Origin of the sequence: Allobosea sp. TND4EK4 (assembly GCF_900156025.1) — a bacterium.
GTDB lineage: Bacteria > Pseudomonadota > Alphaproteobacteria > Rhizobiales > Beijerinckiaceae > Allobosea.
On sequence record NZ_FTMO01000001.1, the window covers coordinates 1,018,191 to 1,038,851 of the forward strand.

Here is a 20,661-nt window from a genome sequence, read left to right on the forward strand (position 1 = left end):
CGATGTCGAGTGTCGAAGTCGATGCGGCGCCTGCCGGCCCCGCCCGAAACCCCGCGCGCGGTTGTCTTGTGAGGTTGTTCGCCAGGGCGAAACCGGGCCTGCCTGTTCAGCCCGGCGGCGAGAACCCCTCCGGATCAAGGCCACCCGCATGATGGCGCGAAACCCGAAACACCGCATCCAGCCCGGCCGCACGATGCCTCGCGAAGCCCCCTTGGTCGGGCGGGACGGCGCGAGGATAAGGGCGGAGCGGCTGGCGGGGATAAGTCCGCGCCGTCGAATTCGATCTCGCACGGAACCCCACCGTCATCCCGGAGAAGCGGCGACGCCGCACCGGTCCGGGATGACCTCGTATGCCCGGGCGAAATCAGCGGGCTTCAGTCCAGCCGCTTCCATATGCCGGGGCGGCAGATCCTGCGCAGGGCCGCAGCCTCGCTCAATGGGCCAGCATTTCCTTGACGATCTGCTTGCCCGTCAGATCCGCCGGGTAATAGGTGGGCCAGTTGGTGAGTTCCTTCAGCAGCGCGGCGCGGTCATTGCCCCAATAGAGATGGTAATGATCCGCGATTTCCGGTGCGATATTGTGATCGCTGAACTGGATGAATTGCGGAGCCGCCTCGTCGCCATCCGCCTTCCTGAAGACGAAGCGCACGCCGCGATTGCCCTTGGGGTAGGTGAGGACCTCGTAGCCATCCGTCACATAACTGGCCTTGGCCGATTGCTTCCCGCGGAAGAAGGTCACGCTGCTGCCTGCGATGACGATCTTGTCGACATCGGTCTTGTACCCCGCTTCGTAATAGGCCCGGTATTCACTGGCGCTCTTGCCACCGTGCTTCGCCTTGTCGGCCATGACCGAATCCAGCGTCCCGTCGAGCAGATAAGGGTAGACGGACTGCCACTCGCCTTCCCAGTCTTCAAGCGTTCGCGGCTTGACCTGATCGTCCTTGAAGTAGCCGTTGTAGATCTCGCTGTTTGCGCCATGGGCGTGGCCGTGGGCGTGATCGTGTCTCGTCGACCTGGCCCAAGCCGGCCCTGCGGCGACGAGGCTTCCTGCAAGGAGCGCGGTGCAAGCCAGGGCAATCGCGCGAGCGGGTCTGGAGATGATCGTCAGCATGCCTCGTGTCCTTTCGAGCGGGCCGGCCAGGATGGGCCCGCGGGCAGCCTCAATGAAATGTTATGATATAACATGTCAAGATGTGCGTGAGGCACGCGGCGCAAGACGAGCGCGGGAACCACGGCCCGCCACGAGCCGTCAGCGAACTCCACGGCCATTCCCCTTTCGTTCCCCGCCACCCCGCCCTATCTTCGCTGGGCATGGCCGCCCCCTCCCCGCTTCCCCCCGCCTTCGAGGCCTGGTTTCAGAGTCGCGGCTGGAGCGTGCGGCCGCATCAGCTCGCGCTGCTGGAGGAGGCTCGCGCGGGACGCTCCACCCTGCTGGTCGCCCCGACAGGGGCCGGCAAGACGCTGGCGGGCTTCCTGCCCTCGCTGGTCGAGCTGGCCGGGCGGGAGGGCAAGGCCGGTGGCAAAGCCCAAGGCGACGGGCTGCACACGCTCTACATCTCGCCGCTGAAGGCGCTGGCGGTCGACATCGCCCGCAATCTCGATGCCCCCGTGCGCGAAATGGGCCTTCCGATCACGATCGAGACCCGCACGGGCGACACCTCGGCCGCCAAGCGGACCCGCCAGATCCAGCGCCCGCCTGACATCCTGCTGACCACGCCTGAGCAGCTCGCCTTGCTGGTCTCCCATCGCGACGCGGCGCCGTTCTTCGCCTCGCTGAAGCGCATCGTGCTCGACGAACTGCACGCGCTGGTCACCTCCAAGCGCGGCGACCTGCTGGCTCTCGACCTCGCGCGGCTGAAGGCGCTGGCGCCGCAGGTCTCGGCCGTGGGGCTCTCGGCCACGGTGCGCGAGCCGGCCGATCTGCAGCGCTATCTCGGCGGCGCCGAGACGCCGGCCGGGCTCGTCACCGTGGCGGGCGGGGCCAAGCCGCGCATCGGCCTGCTCGATACGGAGCGCCGCCTGCCGATCGCCGGCCACACCACGCAGCATGCAATGGCGGACATCTACGAGGCGATCCGCGCGCACAAGCTCACCCTCGTCTTCGTCAACACCCGCATGCAGGCGGAATTCGCCTTCCAGGCCCTGTGGACCCTCAATGAGGACAGCCTGCCGATCGCGCTGCATCACGGCTCGCTCGACGCCACCCAGCGCCGCAAGGTCGAGGCGGCGATGGCGGCCGGGCGGCTGAAGGCCGTCGTCTGCACCGCGACGCTCGACCTCGGCATCGACTGGGGGGATGTCGACCTCGTCGTCAATCTCGGCGCGCCCAAGGGCGCGAGCCGGCTGATGCAGCGCATCGGCCGTTCCAACCACCGCATGGACGAGCCCTCGCAGGCGCTGCTGGTGCCCTCCAACCGCTTCGAGATGCTGGAATGCCGCGCGGCGCTGGAGGCGGTCCACGAGGCGGCGCAGGACACGCCCGCCCCGCGTCTCGGCGCGCTCGACGTGCTGGCCCAGCATGTGCTCGGCGTCGCCTGCTCGGACGGATTCCAGGCCGATGCGCTCTATGAAGAGGTCCGCACCGCCGCTCCTTATGCCGATCTGACGCGCGAGGATTTCGATGCGGTGGTGCATTTCGTCGCCACCGGCGGCTATGCGCTGAAGAGCTATGAGCGCTTCGCCAAGCTGCGTCAGGACAAGGCCGGCCTGTGGCGGGCCAGCAACGCCAAGGTGATCCAGCAATACCGCATGAATGTTGGCACCATCGTCGAATCGACCATGCTCAAGGTGCGGCTCGGCCGGTCGCGGGCCGGCCGGCCGGGCCATTCTCCAGTGCCGAAGGCTGCCGGCATGCTCCCCCGCGGCGGGCGCGTGCTCGGCGAGATCGAGGAGTATTTCGCCGAGACCATGGTGGCCGGCGACACCTTCGTCTTCGCCGGCGAGGTGCTGCGCTTCGAGGGGATCCATGAGAACGAGGCTTTGTGCTCGCGCGCCTCGCCCGGCACCGACCCGAAGGTGCCCTCCTATGCCGGCGGCAAGTTCCCGCTCTCGACCTTCCTGGCCGCCCGCGTGCGCGCCATGCTCGCCTCGCCGGAGCTCTGGCACAGCCTGCCGGAGGAGGTGGCGAGCTGGCTGCACGCGCAGAGGCTGAAATCGCGCCTGCCCCAGCCCGGCGAACTGCTGGTCGAGACCTTTCCGCGCGCCGGGCGCTTCTACCTCGTCGCCTACCCCTTCGAAGGCCGGCTCGCGCACCAGACGCTCGGCATGCTGCTGACGCGGCGGCTGGAGCGCGCGCGGATGCGCCCGCTCGGCTTCGTCTGCAACGATTACGGCATGGCCTGCTGGGCGCTGGGCGACATGAGCGCCGCCATCGCGCGCGGCGCGCTCGACCTCGACGACCTGTTCGCGCAGGACATGCTGGGCGACGACCTGGAGGAATGGCTGGCGGAATCGGCGCTGATGAAGCGAACCTTCCGGCAATGCGCGGTGATCGCGGGGTTGATCGAGCGCCGCTTTCCCGGCCAGGAAAAGAACGGAAGGCAGGTCACCATGTCGACAGACCTCGTCTACGACGTGCTGCGCCGGCACGAGCCGGACCACATCCTGCTCAAGGCCGCGCGGGCCGATGCGGCGACGGGCCTGCTCGACATTCGCCGGCTGGGTGAGATGCTGACACGAATCAGCGGCCGAATCATTCATCAGCCGCTGGATCATGTCTCGCCGCTCGGCGTCTCGGTGATGCTCGAGATCGGGCGCGAGGCGGTCCATGGCGAGGCGGCGGACGAGATTCTGGCGGAAGCAGAGGCAATGCTGACCGAAGAGGCGATGGCGTGACGGCAGCAGCGGCCGTCCCGATGACGACGCGCGAGGCCTTCATGCTGGGCCGGCTCGCGATCGTGCCCGATCTCTCCGGCGCTCTCTTTCTGCCGGAGGAGCGGACGCTGGTGGTCGCCGACCTGCACCTCGAAAAAGGCTCCGCCTACGCCATGCGCGGCGTGATGCTGCCGCCCTACGACACCACGGCGACGCTGGCCGCGCTCTCGGCCGCGATCCTGCGGCTGCGCCCGGCGCGGGTGATCGCGCTCGGCGATTCCTTCCACGACCGGCAGGCGGAGGCGCGGCTGGCGCCCCAGACGCTGGCGGCGCTGCATCTGATGCAGCAGGGCCGAGACTGGCTCTGGATCACCGGGAACCACGATCCGGCGGTCGGCGCCCGCGTCGGCGGCGAGAGCGCCGATGCGATCGTGCTCGGCGGCGTCACGTTCCGCCACGAGCCCGACCCGGTCGAGACGGGCTACGAGGTCGCCGGCCATCTGCACCCGGCCGCCAAGCTCAGGATGCGCGGCCGGGCGCTGCGCCGCCGCTGCTTTGCGCTCTCGCCCCGCCGCTGCGTGATGCCGGCGATGGGCGCCTATGCCGGCGGGCTCAATTTGCGCGACGCGGCCTTCCGCCCCCTGTTCCGCGAGGGGCTGAGCGCCCATCTCCTCGGCGACGGGCGCCTGTTCCGCATCGACCCGCGGCTGCTGCTGCCGGATTGAACCGCCGGTTTTTCGCGATCTCTAGGGAGCGCCGGTCGTGGTGGATCCCGTCCGGCGCGGCACCGTGGCAAAATTCCTGTCCGGCATCCTGCGCGCGCCACCGAACGGGTTGCGTCCGCCCCGCGCATGTGGCATCAGGGCGCCGCTTCGGAACGACGCCACGCCCGCAACCGCTTCACCGCGACCGCGACGCGCCCCGGCCGCCGGACCTGCTGCGGTAGCTCAGTGGTAGAGCACTCCATTGGTAATGGAGAGGTCGAGAGTTCAATCCTCTCTCGCAGCACCAGCCTATCTCCTTGATATGGCTGGAACCCTTGACGGCGCGGACCTTTCGCTCATTCTGACGTTACAAAGCTCGTAACAAATCAGGTGATGCGGCGTGGCCGGCACAGTTCGATATCTGCTCAACCGGGACGGTCGCTATTTCGCCCGCCTGGTTGTCCCTCCCAAACTGCGGCCGTTTATTGGCGGAAAGTCAGAGCTAAGAACCGCACTGGGGCCTGACCGCAAAGAAGCCATCAAGCGCCTCAACGGCGCTGTCGCTCTGCTCCAGCACGAAATCGCACTTGCAGAACGCCGTGCTGCTGAGGCAGGCCAACGACCCATCGCGCCGGGACGATATCCTCTGACCATCGATCAGCTAGCGCTCCGCAACTACCAGTCCCGCATTGCCTTCGACGAGGAGTTAAGGCGCACGGATCATCGATACGCTCTTATCGGCAGCGTGGACGACGGCTATGCCGCTCGCTTCAAGGAAGGCATCGCCGGTCGACTGAGCGATGCGGAGTTGCACGAGCTCGTAGGAGCTCGGATCGAGCGCTTCCGCCGGCTCGGCAACACAACAGCTGAATTCGGCACTAGCGAATGGCGTTCCCTAGCCTGGGCGATGTGCGTCTCAGAATACGAGGCACTGTCGCGTGTCGCTGAGCGTGACGATGGCGACTTTACCGGCACGCCGACATACCCCTTGATCGCGAATGCAGTCGCACCGCCCGATGAAACGCCCCCTGTATCGCTCCGGACCCTTTTGGCCGATTACATTGCCGCCAGGAAGCTTGTAGGCAAGGGCACCGAGGCTGATCGTCGCTGGGGACCCGTGTTCCGCAATCTGCGCAAGGCGATCGGTCATGAAGATGCCCGACGCCTGACCAAGCAAAACCTGCTGAATTGGCGCGACGAGCTCTTGAAGACGCTCGCTCCTAAGACCGTGGCTGACGTCTATCTTGCCGCCGTCCGCACCGTGCTATCCTGGGCAGTCGCGAACGATCGTCTCGACGCCAATGTTGCAGACCAGGTCAGACAGGACGTTCCAAAGCAGAAACTCAATCGTGAGCAGGGTTACACACTCGCCGAAGCGACGGCAGTCTTGAAGGCCTCACGCGCCTATGTGCCAGCGGAACAGGATAATCCCGCGAACCGTGAGGCTATTCATACGACATCGGCCAAGCAATGGGCGCCGTTGCTCTGCGCCTTCAGCGGAGCTCGGATCACGGAGATTACGCAGCTGCGGAAGAAGGACTGCCGCATAGACGACGGTTTAGCCGTAATCAGGATCACACCCGACGCTGGGACGGTGAAGGCCGGGGGCTATCGGGACGTCCCGCTTCACCCGCAGATCTTGGACCTGGGTTTCCTCGATTTCGTCAAATCGTCTGAAGATGGACCGCTGTTCTACGCGACACGTGAAGGTGGCTCTTCCCTGTCCAAGGCACGAACTGTGTCCGGGCGCATCAGCCAATGGCTGCAGAGGCTTGAGGTCGTTCCGGAGGGTGTCAGTCCCAGCCATGGTTGGCGACACCGCTTCAAAACCATCGGTCAGGAGCTGGAAATCTCCGACAGGATCTTAGATGCGATCCAGGGTCATGCTGGAAAAACGGCCGGCGACAGCTACGGCGACGTGACTCTTAAAGCAAAACACAAGGCCATACTCAAATATCCATACTATGAAATCTGATATACCCCGACACTAATTACGAAATCCCATCAAATTGGGAGCTATAAATCAGTCATCGACGACATCACAACGATGAGATCAATGACTCAGAGCATGAAACGACTTGTGAGCCGACCTTTCGCCGATACCCGCCTGCCCAGTTATATCGAGAAGCGGATCCTCGAGCTCAGGCCCCGCAAGACCCAGATCATGATTGCGAGCGAGGCCGGCTTCATCAGCCCCAATATGCTCGCGATGATCAAGAACGGCGCGAGCAAGTTGCCCCTCGATCGCGTGGCGAGCCTCGCCAAGGCGCTCGAATGCGACCCCGTCATGCTGTTCATCCTCGCTCTTGAACAGCTCGACAAAAACACTACCGAGCAGGCCATCAGGCAGATCTTCGGGGTCTTGGTCACCGAGAACGAGGCCGCCTGGCTTGAGGAGATCCGGCGCGCATCGGACGATAGTAACCCGGGTCTTACTTCCAGGGGACGCTCGGCCATTCGTGGGATCTTCGGTCGATGACATCCACGGCCAGCATGAGCAAGGACTGGCAGCACGTGCAGCGGCCGGACCTGCGCCCTCTTTCGCCCAACGAACGTTTCTGGCTGGAAGTGATCCGACTGGCATCCTGGGACTCGGACCCTGCGCCTACGCTCGAGCGCGTCCAGAAGTTGCGTCGGATCTTCGAGCCGGTCGGCCTTGGAACCGCGCGATGAGCAGCGACATTGGCTTCGATACGCGCTGGCTCGGGAAGTCGATCCCGGAGCGCCACTGGCACTTCCACCGCCGGCTCCTGGAACGCTACAACATCGTTCTCGCCCCTGGCGAATTCTCGGAGATGCTCAAGGACATTGCCTCCGGCAGGGCCCCACTTATCCTGCGGAGGTCGACTAAGAGCGCCGTCTACTCGATTCGCAACCGGCGACTTTACGAAAGGTATTTCGTCCTGGTGACCGATGGTGAAGTGAGGACCGCGCTGCCACCCAGCAAGGCGCTGAAGCGTCTTCGGCGGCAATTGCCAGAGTAGCCTGAACTGGGAACGAGCGGCAGCCTCTAATTGACTGCGACAGAACCATCCAGGCCGAACACCGGCGCCGGGAAACGGTCGCGCTCGAACATTGCGGCTATGGCCGAACGCAGTGGATCTCCGCCCGTCTTCGCTTCCCCGCTCAGCAATATCCGCTGAAGTTCGCCGGTATCGTCCGACGTATCGCCCATGGGCCAGAGAGCGGCCTGGGCCAGGTTTCGTTTTCTCTGCATCAGGCTCTGCAGCAGGCAGTCGAAAGAGTGCTCGCGGTAGCCGCTATGGATCGCCATTGGCACGTGGACCGTCACGCTTTGTTTCTGCCCGATCCGATGTGTCCGGTCATTGCACTGCTCCTCGACGGCGGGGTTCCACCAGCGGGATAGATGAATGACGTGCGTGGCGGCCGTGAGCGTCAGCCCTGTGCCAGCGGCCTTTGGCCCGAGCACCAGCAGATCGAAACCTCCATCTCTGTCGAGATGCTGCTGGAAGCGGTTCACGATGGCCTGACGCTGCGGAATCGGCGTGTCACCGTTGATCAAGTCGATCCGGCTGAGCTTGAACTCCGACCGCACCAGCTCAATGAACCGATACTGCATCTGGCGGTGCTCGATGAAGACCAGGGCACGTTCTTGCCGCCTTTCGATATCGCGGAGGATGTCGAAGGTCGCCTGCAGTCTCGCTGACGCATTGATGAAGCCGGCGTTGTCGCTGGCCGCCTGCAGCGCGGGATGGACGGATACGCTCCGGATATGATGCAACGCCTTCAGCGCTGCGCCCAGGCCGCCACTGGCGAGTTTCAGCTTGGCATCCTCGTAATGGGCCTCCTGCGGCGGGGGCATGAGACGCGGATGGATGCGTCTCTGCTTGGGCTTGAGATCCTGAGCCACGTCCTGCTTCAGGCGCCGCAGCCCCAGCGGCGGCAACTTACCTGCCGCCTTGAACACCCGAGCGTGGAGATCCGCCATCGTGTCCTTGTCGGTCGCGGCGTAGCGTTGCCTGAAGTCATCGAGCGTGCCGAGCATGTCGCCGCCGAGGATGTCCATGATCGACCATAGATCGACAACGTGGTTCTCGATTGGCGTGCCCGTCAGACCGACACGGAAATCGGCATTGACCGAGCGTCCCGATTTCGCGCGAAGGCTGGCGTGGTTCTTGAGCGTCTGGATCTCGTCGAAGACCACGGCCGAGAATCGGATGCGCTGCAGGGAATGCTGATAGTTGCAGAGCGTCGTGTAGGTGGTGAGCACCCAGAAGCGATGAGCACGCCCCTCAGCCACAGCCTCCTTCAAGAACTCGAGGTCGAGCTTGGCTTCGCCGGTGTCAGTGTCGCGCCCCGACACACCGGACTGCTTGCGAGCTTGGGTGCTGCCGCCGTAGAGGCGGATGAGATGTCCGAGTCCGGGCTTGCGCAGGTGGCGCTCGACCTCCTGCTCCCAGTTCTGCAACAGCGATGTCGGTGCCACCACGAGCACCGGCCCGCGCGCACCATCCGTCGCCGTCGCCATGTGGTCCTTCATCCAGGCGAGAAAGGCGATGGTCTGGAGGGTCTTGCCGAGTCCCTGTTCGTCGGCGTTCAGGATACCGGGCAAACCGGCCTGCCAGGCGCTGACCTGCCAGCGGAAGCTGTCGATCTGATGCGCTTTGAGCGGTGTCTGGATGATCGCTGGTGGTTCGTCGCCGATGGAAGCCCGGCGTGGCTGCAACTTCGCCTGCCAGCGCAGTTCGTCGGTGTTTTCGAGGGTGTCGAGAACGAACGGCCCCCTCCTGCCGGGCTCCGAGGCCTCTGCCTCTGGCTCGTCAGGACTTTGCTGCGCAGCGCGGGCGGCGCTCGTCTGATCGATCAAGTTCAGCGCCTCCTGGCGTGCCGGCAACGCGACATCGCCCACAGGAACATCTGGCTCTCCGGCCGCTATGGCGCTCGCGACACGCTCACGCAGCGAGGCCAGGTCCGGGTCCGACATCCCAGCGAGATGTTCGGCCAGCTTCTGCGCGAAGTTCTCAGGCAACCATGTCGTGCTGCCGGCAGGGATCTCCTGCGCGGCCTTCTCGAAGACCTTGATGCCGACGACGCGCTCCGAGAACTCCTGCGTCTCGACGAAGGCAGGGCCGGCGGCTGCCTCGATCGCCTCCTCCTCCGCCTCGGGCGACAACCCCTCCAGACGTCCCATCTTCCGGAGGTCTTCTTCGATGGCCTGCGTGATCCGCGCCCGGGGGTTACGCACGAAGGCTGTGCGATCGACTGCAGACTCCTTCTGCACCTGCGCCATGGTCTCCAGCACCGTCGTCGCGGCCTTGTCGATGACGAGGAAGCTGCCTGGCGCCAGCCGGAAGGCCGGCAGCGCCCCCCGTTCCCGCACCCGCCTCTGGAACGTCCGCAGCGCCTCGCCGGATAACTCGCCGGCCGTCTCGGGAACCCCCTCCGCGTCCTCCGCGAAGCCAGCCTCCCTGATCGACTGTCCAGAGAACGGCACGACCTCGAAATCGTCGCCCGCGTCAGTCGGCGCTATGGAGAAGCGGTCCGCCAGGCGGACCTCCAGCCCTGCCAGGAAGTCTGTCATCGAGACGCGCGCCGCCGCGTTGGCGTCAGCGACCGTGACGCCTGGATCCAGTGCCTGACGGAATTTAGCGAGAGCCTGCCAGTGGCCAACATCACCGCGACCGCTCTCGAATTCGTCGGCGACGTCGATCGCGTCCATCAGCCAAACCGGAATGCGCTGCGCCATCCCGCGTGGATTAAGGATCGATCCTTGCCTCTCGACGGGCTGGCGCTTGCCATGGCGCTGCCATTCGTAACGAAGGCGGAAGTTCGGGCCGCCGATCATGCCTTCGACATCGGTCTTTAGCGTCAGGTCGACCAGCGGCGGCAGGCCGAGCGTCCGTGCGGTCTCACCGTCGAGCGAAGCCACGAGCCGGTGCGACATGACGATCTCACCGGCGCTGATTTTGAGCGAGCCCGGCATCTCTTCGCCGAGCGCACGAAGATCGCCGATCGCCAGTAGGAGGTCGCGCTCTTGGGGCGGCAGGTTTTCGAGATCGCGAGACGAAGCCTTGCCGAAGATGCGCCCCAGAAGCCCCGACTTGTCAGGGCACAGGGTCAGCGTGACGGCGTCCTGGGTCGATGCGAAGTCGAAGTTCATGAGCGCCTCGTCAAATCCGTTCCAGGACCCAACCCTGCCAGTAGCCATTGTGAGATTTGGCTTCCGCCCCGGCTGAGAGCCGAATGAGCTCGCAGTCATACTCTGCCCGATACAGCGCCGGCGCTGCGGGCGAATTTCCTCGGAAGATATGGATCTTGTAGCTGTGCGAGCCCTCGACCAGGATCCTGTTGCCTATCTTGAGGATCAGCAGGGATGTGTAGAGACGCGATCCTCCCGCAGTCTGCAGTCCATAGCGCAGGGGCGACTGACCACTGCGTATGCCTGCTTGCCGCTTCGCATAGCGGGCCGCCTCTGCGCTGAACGCGACCCAGGCTCCGTCGATGCGGCCCTGCTCGTGAAGCGAAAGCCAGAACTCCCTCCGCGGCTCCCACATGTGGCTCTCCTCGACAGCCGACACGACGTCGAGAAAGTAGCGGATGTTCTCGCCCGTCAGCCAACGAAGGATGACGGCCCTGTGCTGCTCCGGAACACCGGCCCAGGCACCGCTCGCCGAGACGCGAGGATCGCCATAGCAGCCGACCAGCGTGTCGATGATGTAGCGCTGGCCGTCTGCCGAAGGATCGGTCGAGAGCCAGTGCCCGAGAACAGCTGTGATCGCCTCCGCGGCGCCGGAGAACCGCGCTTCCTGCCGCTCTGGTCGCAGCCATCCGAAGAGCCGCTTGAGTTCATCGCGATCGCGCAAGCCAGGCCGAATGTCTTCGACGAAGGCGAGATGGGCATGATCCATCAGCCCCGGCGCATGCGGCATGCCGAGACCCAGCGCCTTCAGCTCATTCCAGGGATCGTCCATCCCCATCATCAGGCCAGCTATAGCCTCATGCCCGTGCTCGGGATCGAGCCAGGACGGCAGCGCCTGCTCGAGCCTGGTCCAGCGTCCTCCGAGTCGAGCGCGCGCTTCGGACAGAGCTGCCGAGAGCGCGCGGGTGTGGGAGGCACCAGGCTCGTAGCTGCCGATGTAGACGGATGCCATGGCGCCGAGGAAGCTGCGTCGGGTCGAGACGCGCAGCTCGTCGAGGTAGAATTGACGGAGAGCCGCGAGTTCCGTGCGGGCCCGCCGCACCGGGTCGAACAATGCGCGCGCCGCCCGGGTCACGAACGAGGTCGGCAGATCGTGCCAGTCATCATCGACGAGCCGTCTTCGCATTTCCTCGACGAGCCGGTCACGATCATTTTCGGGCGGCTCCGCGACGACATCCGGCCACCGCTCGAGGATACGGCGTGCGCTGGCGTGTAATCGGTTCGGATCCGCCAGTGCCGGCGGATTAAAGCGAACGGACTGGTTCAAGAGCGCTGCGAGCTTCATCGTGTGCCCGCGGCCGTCACGCTGTCGCGCAAGCGGGCTCTGATGCTTTCGATCTCCTCTGAAGACTGCGGCGTATACATGATGATGCGCAGATCGATCCTGCGATTGGTCGCTCGTCCCTCTGGCGTTCCGTTGTCGACGATCGGACGCATCGCGCCATAGCCGGCAACGGACATAACCGGCTGGTCCCGCAAGTTTCGATGTTGGGTCAGAGCGGGTTCACGCTCCTTCATGACAAAGAAGGTCGTGTTCGCGCGCTCGGTCGAAAGCGTAAAGTTTGCGTTTTCATTGCCGGTGATGTCGGTGTGGCCCTCTACCTGCACCGCCTCGATGACTGCTCCGACATCGTTACAACCCGCCTGCCAGCGCGCCTGCCGGCCCAACGTATAGCAGGGCAGAATCTCGTTAAGCCTGGTCGCGATGCGCCGGACGATCTCTGGCTTGCCTTGAGAGAGCTTCGATTGCCCGCTTTCGAAAAGCCCGTCCCCCTTGAACCTTAGAGCGTCCATCTGCTCGCTCACCATGACCTGCAGATCAGGAAAATCGAGCTTGAGCTGTGCTTGCAGACCCTCGAGGATCTTCCGACGGAGATCCGAGACCTGAGCCATGTAGGCTTCGAGGGGGTTTTTCTTCGCCAGTCGCTTCTCGAGCTCTGCGATCCTGCTCTCGAGTTCCTCAATACGCTGGCGCCTCTCATCGGAGAGCTGCTGCAGCCGCTTTCGCTCCTCCTCGAGGCGAGCCCTCTCAAGCTCTAGTCGGTTGCGTTCTACGACGACCTTCTCGAAGTCGGCCTTAGGCACGGTCTCATTCTTCGATATCTTAGACGCCGACCAGGCCAACAAGATCATGATGATGAAGAGGAAGCTGACGGTCAGGTCCGTCATCGAGACGAACGCCGATTCCTCCTCGTCCTCGTGTTGGCGGCGACGCGAAGAGCCGCGCATCAGCGCACCTTCGATTCAGGCCGGAATTGCTCGGCCTGCTCAACGACCTCCCGAAGTGTCGAAAGCGCTGGATTGAGTTCGTCCTGGAGACGGCTGACATGTCCGAACATGCCTTCGACGGCGGAAGCGACATGCCCGGTATAGGTCTCGAAGGCCTTCCCGAGCTTCTCGTCGATGTCGTCGAGGCGGTCACCCTGGCCCCGCAGCTTCTCCAGCATGGTGGAGATGCCAGCCAGGGCGGCTTCGATCGCCCGGGCCTCGCCCCCCAGGATCTGCTGGGCGTTGGCGAGCGCGGCAGCCGCGCTCTCGGCCGTCGCGCTCGCTGATCTGCTGACCGTCTCGGAGACGTTCCGCGTCGACTCCGACAACTGCCGGATTGCGCCCTCGATGCTCGTGGTGCTTGCGCGCAACGGCGTCGCGGCCTCGACAAAGGCTTGCGACGCGCCGCGGAACTGGCCGGCGGCTTGCTGTGTCGCCTCTGCGCCGGCGCGCATTCCGTCAGAGAAGCGCCGCAGGTTCGTCGTTCCCTCGGTCAGGTCCGTCACCACGCCGCCGAGCCGCCCTGAGATCGCATCGAGCGGGCCGAGAAGATCCTGCGACGCCTTGCTCGAGAACGCCTCGGTCGCCTTGGCAATGTCGATCGCGCTCTTGCCGAAGGCGTCGAGAATGCCACGCCCGGCACCGTCGATCGCACCGCTTACAGCTGCGGCCGTGGTCACCATCTGCTCGCGCGCCGCTCCCGCCCCGGCTTTCGTCGCCTCCGCGAGCTCGTTACGGAAGGCTTCGGCCGCCTGGCGCATCTCCGTGGCCGCGGCACTGATTGCGCGGGCCCCTTCACCCGTGTTGTCGCGGATACCCTGGAGCGTATCGTTCATGACAGCCAGCAACTGCTCTGCGCCTTGCGTTAGCGCTCCGCTTGCCGTCTCCGCGGTGGCTCCCATGGCCGCACGAAGGTCGTCGACCGTCTGTGCAAGCCGGGCGACAGCCGTATCCATCTCCGATCCCATGCGACCGGAGCTCTGATCCATGCGGGATGACAGCTCGGCTATGCGCTCGCCAGCAACGACGAGCTTGTCGCTGGCTTGCGACAATGCCCGGCCGACGTCATCGGAGAAGCGAGACGAAAGGTCTTGGACCATCGTGCCCATACCTTCGGCGCCGATCTGGCCGACCTGCTGCAGGAGCGGCTGCATCTCCTTGCTGATCGCCGCCGAAATCCGATCGGGCAGTTCCTCGCGCAGCGGGCGACCGAGCTCAGCTACAAGCTCCATGCCGATTGCCCGGAAATGGTCTTTCTGTTCACGGCTTGCGGCCAGTTGCTCCACCGCGAGCTCTTCCAGGCTGATGAAAGTCAGCCGGCGCTCGATCTCACTGCAGAGACGATGGATGGCCTCATCGACCCTTCCCGTTCCGAAACGCAGGACGATCGTGAACAGGATCGAGCAGAGCAGACCGGTCAGCGACATGATGAACTTGGCAGACGCGATCGTAAGCAGGCCGTTGATATCGATGTTCAGATCAGCGGTGTTCGATCCTGCCGGAGCAGCCATCGAATTCAGGGCCGAGATCAGGCCGAGAAAGGTCAAGAACAGACCGATCGTCACGAACAGGCCAGGAACGATTCGCCAGAAGCCGGGCGAAAAGTGAAGGTCCTCGAGGTTGAAGAACGTCGAAGGGCGAACGGCGTTCCGAAGCACGACCTGGCCATTTTCCTCGTGAGGAACCAGGGTCTCGCTATATTCCCTCCAGGCCGCCACGACCGGCTGGCGCGAGGCGACATTGACCGATGCGTCGATGGCATCGTTCAGCGCCAGAACGGAGCTTTCCGATGGCGAAGCGCCGAGCGCCTGAACAAACTCCAGCCTCAGCCAGCTCAGGGCTGCGCGACGGCGGGCGACGCTTACAAGAAACAAGGCGACGCAGACGAGCAGGCCAAAAAGCAGAACCAGTGTCACGATGCCTGGTGCGGACTCATCTCTCAACAGTCCGGCGATACCAAGAACGACATTCTTGACGGCCAGGCCGACACTACGCAGCACTTCCAGCAATCGATCCCCCAACGCATGCGAGCCCGCAACTATGGAGAGCACGACAGATGCTCATGTGTCGTCAACCGCGATCGGACCCATTGGTGTTGAACAGCTGTGACGAACGTCGCTCTGTGGCGCAAAGTCATCAGATTCAGTGGCTTGCAGCTCGAGTTTGAGAAAAGAGGAGGTTAGGTCCTCGGATCATGCTGGGCGCAAAACGCATCCCCATGCGATATCTTGACCCCGTCTAGGACTTCGATGCTGCCCCCAAGCGGCTCTGTGGAACCAGATGGGAGGTTCACCGTGGGGGATGCGCCGCCCAATGATCGGGCGCGCCGTGTCGGAACCTATGATGTAAGCCCAGTCCGATCCCTTTGCGCGTTAGGGCGTTACATCGCCCCCAGCACGGTTTTATGCAACGCGCGCAGCTTCTCTGTGGGCAAGCGTCCACGCGTCGCCTATCGGTAGTGCTGCCCGGAAATAGCTTTCCGACTCGATGGGGTAAGGCTCTTTAGACGCGACGATGACGCACATCCCGAATTATGTGCAGCTATACGCAATCGTCGTCGGACAGCTGATACGAAGCTACCACACGTGAGGTCTTCTCGCGCTCACTTTGCAGTCCGAACGTTTACATAAATCGAAAAAACACCAATTCGCACCCGATCTGTCAACATATGGGAAACTTGTGTCAACTTTCGGCTCGTTTCGAGCCGTATAAAGCGGCGTTCCGGCAATAATCAACCGTCTCGACGTTGACAAAAAATGCCTATTCCGGCTCCAAAAGTTGTCCTCTGGCGCGGTGATGTAAACGTTTGTTTACATGAAGGGAAACGTCCGCTCATGGACGTCAGTTCGTTCAGAGCCGAACTTCGGGGACCATACCAAGCTGGTTGCTCAGATCTATGCAGCGGCTCAACCTCTCCGAGAGTCATCCAGAAACTCGAATGCGGGCTCGATGCCGGTCACCAGCAGATGATCGCGAGCGCGGGTGCAGGCGACATAGAGCGGGCGCCGTTCAGTGTTGTAGACCTCTTCCAGATCGGCATCGTCGGCGACGCTTTCGATCCGCTCCTGCAGCCTCGTCGTCGCTCGCCATGGCGACCATGGAGCCGACTGCCGCCCCTCATCGAAATGCATGGTTGTCATCGCGATAACTCCCTCCTGAAACTCGCCAATTGAGTTGACCTAGACGCGGCTGAGCCAGCTACGACGATCTTCGTTCTTGTCGCTGCGTGGACCCGCATGACACAACCCCTCTCCGAGGGGATCGGTTGCTCATGAATCATCGGGCGTTGGCGTCGTTTATCTGGTCGGTCGCGGATCTTCTGCGAGGAGATTACAAGCAGTCGGAGTATGGGCGGGTAATCCTGCCTTTCACGGTGCTACGCCGCCTCGACTGCGTTCTGGAACCGACCAAGGCCGGAGTGCTGGCCGAGCTGAAGGCCAAGACCGACCTGGGTGTGAACCCGGAGCCGTTCCTCCTTCGCGCTTCGAAGGCTGGCTTCTACAACGCTGACCCGCTCGACCTGAACACGCTGATCGGCGACCAGGACAATGTCCGCGCTAACCTGCTCCGCTATATCGCTGGGTTCTCGCCCGCGGTCCGGGACATCTTCGAGCAGTTCGAGTTTCACGCTCAGATTGAGCGGCTCGCCAAGACGGGGCTGCTTTATCAGGTCACTGAGCGCTTCGCGCGGATCGATCTGCACCCGTCGAAGGTCGACAACGCCGCCATGGGCCTCGCCTTCGAGGAGCTGATCCGGAAGTTCGCGGAGATCTCGAACGAGACGGCCGGTGAGCACTTCACCCCACGCGAGGTCATCTGGCTCATGGTCAACCTGCTGTTCGTCGAAGACGACGACGCACTGACCAAGCCCGAAATTGTTCGCACGATCTACGATCCGACGGCTGGCACGGGCGGCATGCTGTCAGTGGCAGGCGAGTATCTAGCCAAGCACAACCCCCGCGGACACCTCTCAATGTTCGGGCAGGAGCTCAACCCGGAATCCTACGCGATTTGTAAGGCCGACATGCTCATCAAGGGGCAGGCCATCGAGAACATCGCGCCTGGAAACACGCTGTCCGAGGACGGGCATGCAGGGCGGCACTTCGACTACATGCTCAGCAATCCACCCTTCGGCGTCGAGTGGAAGAAGGTCGAAAAGCAGGTCCGCGCCGAGCACGAGCAGAAGGGCTACGACGGCCGCTTCGGCCCTGGCCTGCCACGCGTCTCGGATGGTTCGCTGCTGTTTCTCATGCATCTGCTGTCCAAGATGCGCCCGCGCAGCGAAGGCGGTTGCCGCTTTGGCATAGTGCTGAACGGCTCGCCGCTGTTTACGGGAGGCGCCGGCAGCGGCGAAAGCGAGATCCGCCGGTATGTGCTGGAGAGTGATGTTGTCGAGGCAATCGTCGCGCTGCCGACCGACATGTTCTACAACACCGGCATCTCCACTTATGTCTGGATCCTGAGCAATAAGAAGCCAGAAGCACGCCGCGGCCAGGTCCAGCTCATTGATGCGAGCTCGTTCTGGTGCAAGATGCGCAAGACGCTGGGTTCAAAGCGCAAGGAGATGTCCGACGAGCAGATCACGACGGTAACGACACTCTTCGGCAAGTTCGTTGAGGCGCAGCTCGCGACCGTCATTGATGCCGAGGGCAAAGAGGTCAGCCGTCACGTCGTGCTCGAGGACGGGACTGCCCCTACAGCCCCCGAGGGCGGCAAGGTCAAGCTTGCACCGCTGTCGCGCATCTTCCCCAATAGTGCCTTCGGCTACCGGACTATTACGATCGAGCGCCCTCAACTCGACGACACCGGCAAGCCCGTTCTCGGCCAGCGCGGCAAGGCCAAGGGCAAACCGCAGGCCGATACTAACCTTCGCGACACCGAGAACGTGCCGCTCAATGAGGACGTTGAGACCTACTTCAAGCGTGAGGTTCTGCCGCACGCACGCGACGCGTGGATCGACCACGAGAAGACGAAGACGGGCTACGAGATCCCATTCACGCGTCACTTTCATGTGTTCGAGCCGCCGCGGCCGCTGTTCGAGATCGACGCAGACCTTGAGGCGCTAACAACGCGCATCAAGGCCATGCTCGAAGGGCTGGCGGCATGAGCTTTCCGTCCTACCCGAGCTACAAGGACAGCGGCATCAGCTGGCTGGCTGAGGTGCCAGTCGCGTGGCAGACCCGTCCGTTGTGGAGCCTATTTCGTCGCGTTAAAAGAACAGGCTATGCCGATGAAGAGTTGCTTTCTGTCTATCGCGATCATGGGATCGTCAGAAAATCAGACCGGGATGATAATTTTAATAAGGCGTCAGAAGACCTCTCATCCCATCAACTTGTTCGTATAGGTGATCTTGCAATCAATAAAATGAAAGCATGGCAGGGATCTGTTGCCATATCTATGATTCGAGGAATTGTCAGCCCTGCTTATTTTGTATACAACAAAACTCATCAAGAAAACGATAAATTTTTGAATTACCTGATGCGATGCGATGTGTATGCGGCGATTTATCGGTCTATCTCGAAGGGCGTTAGGCCTAACCAGTGGGATCTTGACCCTGACTACCACTCTCGCCTGCCGATCCTGCTTCCGCCGCAATACGAGCAAGCCACAATTGCCGCCTTCCTCGATCGCGAGACGGCCAAGATTGATGCGCTCGTAGAGGAGCAGCAACGCCTGATCGCGCTACTCAAGGAGAAGCGGCAGGCTGTCATCTCCCATGCTGTTACCAAGGGCCTGGACCCTGGCGCGCCTATGAAAGACAGCGGCATTGAATGGCTCGGCGAGGTGCCTGCGCATTGGAAGGTAGTGGCCCTCCGACGGATCGTGGACTCGATCGAGCAGGGCTGGAGTCCAGAGTGCGAGGCTCGGGAAGCTGAAGAGGGAGAATGGGGAGTTCTTAAGGCTGGCTGCGTAAATCGAGGGATCTTCCGGCCGTCTGAAAACAAAGCTCTGCCTTCCGATCTGATTCCCATTAATAAATATGAGATCCTCGCAGGCGACATTCTCATATCGCGCGCCAATGGCTCACCTGAACTCGTCGGATCAACTGCGTATGTCAACGAGACACGCCACGGTTTGATGCTATCAGACAAGATATTCAGACCAAAATTGAAGGAATTTTTCGATCCAAGATGGTTTGTTTGCGCGCTTAATTCATCTCCGCTGAGATGGCAGATGCGCATTGCTATTAGCGGCGCTGAGGGTCTTGCTAATAATCTCCCGCAGAGCGAGCTAAAGCGTTTCCTGTGCCCAATTCCGCCTCTGGATGAGCAGAAACAGATAGCTACGCACGTCGAGTGTTACTGTAGACGCATAGACGATCTGATAACTCAAGCCGAGCAATCTACATTGCTCCTTGAGGAGCGACGAGCTGCTTTGATCTCCGCAGCGGTAACGGGCAAGATCGACGTGAGAAACTCGGCCGTGGTTCTGCCATTCCCGATCGATCGATCGCGCGCTCGTCGTCTTGTCGCTATAGAGATTATTGAGCGTTCAGCGCGTCAGCCGACTTTTGGGCGGACCAAGCTCCAGAAGATCGTTTACCTGGCAGAGGCTCACGCCAACATCAACGAAATTGCTGGGTCTTACATCCGCGCGGCCTATGGTCCGTTGGATCAGGCGATGATTGGTGAAATCGAAGCCGCAGTTGCTGAGGCCGGGATCACCGTTGACGATCCGGGTGATCAGAAAATGGTCCGCTATCGCCTAGCTGCAGAAAATGGGCGCTATCGAGCTGAGCTGTCGCAGTGGCTTGGCGATAAGCGTATCACCGAGCTCGACAAGCTCGTCACCAATTTTGCCGATCTCACCACTCACGCCGCTGAAGCCGTTGCAACGCTTTACGCGGTCTGGAACGACGCACTGATTGACGGCAAGGTGCCTTCTGATCAGGAGCTGATTTCCGCTTTCCTTAATGACTGGCATACGAAGAAGCGGGACAATTTTAGGCCTAATGAACTTCGCACTTGGCTCGGTTGGATGCGCCGGCACGGGCTCGTGCCTTGTGGCGCGGGGCCGAAGACGTCCATAGGCGGGCTCTTCGCATGAGCGAACGGAAGCCCGGCTTTTACGAGCGGCTTGTGCCCGAACTCGCTCGCCTGCCGGCCGAGACGGACTGGGTCGAATTCAAGGTCGACAACACCGACCCAGAGATGATCGGCAAGCGGATCTCCGCTCTGTCGAACTCCGCCACCCTAGAGGATCAAGAGGCAGCGTATCTGATCTGGGGTGTCACTGACGATACGCACGAGATCGTCGGCACTGCCTTCACACCGACCACAGCGAAGAAGGGCAATGAGAACCTGGAGGCCTGGCTCGTGCGGGGTCTCACGCCACGCCTCAACATCTCGTTCCACTCGGTCGCGATCGACGGGAAGCCGGTTGTCGTCCTCGAGATACCAGCAGCGAGGATGCAGCCAACTCGGTTCGATGGACGGGAGTGGATCCGCGTCGGCTCAACCACGCATCCGCTCGGCGACCATGGCGCCAAGGAAGCTCAGCTCTGGCGGCAGTTCGATCGTCGCCCGTTCGAGAACAACATCGCGCAGGCGGATTGCAGCGAAGACCAGGTCGTCGAGCGGCTGGACTATGCCGCCTATTTCGAGCAGCTCAAGATACCTCTTGACCTGAGCCCCGACTTTCCTCCGGTTATGGGGAGAGTCCTAGGGTTGATTTAGGGCCTATGCGGCCCTGGTTTCCAGATGGATTTGTGCGGCG

The 20,661-nt window shown here is 62.6% G+C and carries 15 protein-coding genes and 1 tRNA gene; 10 read left to right on the forward strand and 6 right to left on the reverse strand.

Features of this window, described 5'->3' with window-relative positions; all coding sequences use genetic code 11:
- Positions 1-433: 433 nt before the first annotated feature.
- Complete coding sequence (locus tag BW981_RS04875; RefSeq protein ID WP_076436619.1) at positions 434-1,111, reverse strand: ZinT family metal-binding protein; 678 nt, start codon at positions 1,109-1,111, stop codon at positions 434-436.
- A 200-nt stretch (positions 1,112-1,311) separates the two neighbouring features.
- Between BW981_RS04875 and BW981_RS04880 the strand changes: the two genes are divergently transcribed.
- From BW981_RS04880 to BW981_RS04910, 7 genes are all read left to right on the forward strand, one after another.
- On the forward strand, positions 1,312-3,834 hold the full coding sequence (locus BW981_RS04880; RefSeq protein WP_076436620.1) for a ligase-associated DNA damage response DEXH box helicase: 2,523 nt from the start codon (positions 1,312-1,314) through the stop codon (positions 3,832-3,834).
- Complete coding sequence (gene pdeM, locus BW981_RS04885; RefSeq protein ID WP_244560211.1) at positions 3,831-4,538, forward strand: ligase-associated DNA damage response endonuclease PdeM; 708 nt, start codon at positions 3,831-3,833, stop codon at positions 4,536-4,538. The genes BW981_RS04880 and pdeM overlap by 4 nt, the downstream gene beginning before the upstream one ends.
- Before the next feature lie 211 nt (positions 4,539-4,749).
- Positions 4,750-4,824: transfer RNA gene (locus BW981_RS04890), tRNA-Thr, on the forward strand.
- Positions 4,825-4,917: 93 nt separating this feature from the next.
- The gene (locus tag BW981_RS04895; RefSeq protein WP_083712147.1) at positions 4,918-6,492 is read left to right on the forward strand and encodes a site-specific integrase; all 1,575 of its coding nucleotides are present in this window, start codon (positions 4,918-4,920) and stop codon (positions 6,490-6,492) included.
- Positions 6,493-6,585: 93 nt separating this feature from the next.
- Positions 6,586-6,996 (forward strand): helix-turn-helix domain-containing protein, encoded by a 411-nt coding sequence (locus tag BW981_RS04900; RefSeq protein WP_076436881.1) that lies wholly within the window; start codon positions 6,586-6,588, stop codon positions 6,994-6,996.
- Positions 6,993-7,190 carry a hypothetical protein gene (locus BW981_RS04905; RefSeq protein WP_076436624.1) on the forward strand — a complete coding sequence of 66 codons (198 nt, stop codon included), beginning with the start codon at positions 6,993-6,995 and terminating at the stop codon, positions 7,188-7,190. Before BW981_RS04900 ends, BW981_RS04905 begins: the two co-directional genes overlap by 4 nt.
- Entirely contained in the window at positions 7,187-7,501 is a 315-nt protein-coding gene (locus tag BW981_RS04910) for a hypothetical protein (RefSeq protein WP_076436625.1), read from the forward strand. Before BW981_RS04905 ends, BW981_RS04910 begins: the two co-directional genes overlap by 4 nt.
- A 26-nt stretch (positions 7,502-7,527) precedes the next feature.
- Here the strand turns inward: BW981_RS04910 and BW981_RS04915 are convergent, their stop codons facing one another.
- The 5 genes from BW981_RS04915 to BW981_RS04935 form a co-directional block, all read right to left on the reverse strand.
- A complete protein-coding gene (locus BW981_RS04915) occupies positions 7,528-10,638 on the reverse strand; it encodes a DEAD/DEAH box helicase (RefSeq protein ID WP_076436627.1) in 3,111 nt (1,036 codons plus the stop codon).
- Between the two features lie 10 nt (positions 10,639-10,648).
- The gene (locus BW981_RS04920) at positions 10,649-11,962 is read right to left on the reverse strand and encodes an EH signature domain-containing protein (protein WP_083712148.1); all 1,314 of its coding nucleotides are present in this window, start codon (positions 11,960-11,962) and stop codon (positions 10,649-10,651) included.
- A complete protein-coding gene (locus BW981_RS04925) occupies positions 11,959-12,906 on the reverse strand; it encodes an OmpA family protein (RefSeq protein ID WP_076436629.1) in 948 nt (315 codons plus the stop codon). The genes BW981_RS04920 and BW981_RS04925 overlap by 4 nt, the downstream gene beginning before the upstream one ends.
- A complete protein-coding gene (locus BW981_RS04930; RefSeq protein WP_244560227.1) occupies positions 12,906-14,945 on the reverse strand; it encodes a hypothetical protein in 2,040 nt (679 codons plus the stop codon). Before BW981_RS04930 ends, BW981_RS04925 begins: the two co-directional genes overlap by 1 nt.
- A gap of 906 nt (positions 14,946-15,851) precedes the next feature.
- Positions 15,852-16,085: a hypothetical protein gene (locus tag BW981_RS04935; protein ID WP_139333613.1), complete on the reverse strand. Its 234-nt coding sequence runs from the start codon at positions 16,083-16,085 to the stop codon at positions 15,852-15,854.
- Positions 16,086-16,216: 131 nt separating this feature from the next.
- Between BW981_RS04935 and BW981_RS04940 the strand changes: the two genes are divergently transcribed.
- From BW981_RS04940 to BW981_RS04950, 3 genes are read left to right on the forward strand one after another with little or no spacing between them, the layout of a single operon-like run.
- On the forward strand, positions 16,217-18,052 hold the full coding sequence (locus BW981_RS04940) for a type I restriction-modification system subunit M (RefSeq protein WP_076436632.1): 1,836 nt from the start codon (positions 16,217-16,219) through the stop codon (positions 18,050-18,052).
- Entirely contained in the window at positions 18,049-19,992 is a 1,944-nt protein-coding gene (locus tag BW981_RS04945; RefSeq protein ID WP_083712149.1) for a restriction endonuclease subunit S, read from the forward strand. The genes BW981_RS04940 and BW981_RS04945 overlap by 4 nt, the downstream gene beginning before the upstream one ends.
- Positions 19,989-20,621: an AlbA family DNA-binding domain-containing protein gene (locus BW981_RS04950; protein ID WP_076436636.1), complete on the forward strand. Its 633-nt coding sequence runs from the start codon at positions 19,989-19,991 to the stop codon at positions 20,619-20,621. The genes BW981_RS04945 and BW981_RS04950 overlap by 4 nt, the downstream gene beginning before the upstream one ends.
- The last annotated feature ends 40 nt before the right edge of the window (positions 20,622-20,661 follow it).

Excerpts from the sequence above, each read along its gene's own strand:
- BW981_RS04875 (WP_076436619.1), bottom strand. The coding sequence starts at position 1,111 with ATGCTGACGATCATCTCCAGACCCGCTCGCGCGATTGCCCTGGCTTGC.
- BW981_RS04880 (WP_076436620.1), top strand. The coding sequence starts at position 1,312 with ATGGCCGCCCCCTCCCCGCTTCCCCCCGCCTTCGAGGCCTGGTTTCAG.
- BW981_RS04900 (WP_076436881.1), top strand. The coding sequence starts at position 6,586 with ATGAAACGACTTGTGAGCCGACCTTTCGCCGATACCCGCCTGCCCAGT.
- BW981_RS04905 (WP_076436624.1), top strand. The coding sequence starts at position 6,993 with ATGACATCCACGGCCAGCATGAGCAAGGACTGGCAGCACGTGCAGCGG.
- BW981_RS04910 (WP_076436625.1), top strand. The coding sequence starts at position 7,187 with ATGAGCAGCGACATTGGCTTCGATACGCGCTGGCTCGGGAAGTCGATC.
- BW981_RS04915 (WP_076436627.1), bottom strand. The coding sequence starts at position 10,638 with ATGAACTTCGACTTCGCATCGACCCAGGACGCCGTCACGCTGACCCTG.
- BW981_RS04920 (WP_083712148.1), bottom strand. The coding sequence starts at position 11,962 with ATGAAGCTCGCAGCGCTCTTGAACCAGTCCGTTCGCTTTAATCCGCCG.
- BW981_RS04925 (WP_076436629.1), bottom strand. The coding sequence starts at position 12,906 with ATGCGCGGCTCTTCGCGTCGCCGCCAACACGAGGACGAGGAGGAATCG.
- BW981_RS04935 (WP_139333613.1), bottom strand. The coding sequence starts at position 16,085 with ATGACAACCATGCATTTCGATGAGGGGCGGCAGTCGGCTCCATGGTCG.
- BW981_RS04940 (WP_076436632.1), top strand. The coding sequence starts at position 16,217 with ATGAATCATCGGGCGTTGGCGTCGTTTATCTGGTCGGTCGCGGATCTT.
- BW981_RS04945 (WP_083712149.1), top strand. The coding sequence starts at position 18,049 with ATGAGCTTTCCGTCCTACCCGAGCTACAAGGACAGCGGCATCAGCTGG.
- BW981_RS04950 (WP_076436636.1), top strand. The coding sequence starts at position 19,989 with ATGAGCGAACGGAAGCCCGGCTTTTACGAGCGGCTTGTGCCCGAACTC.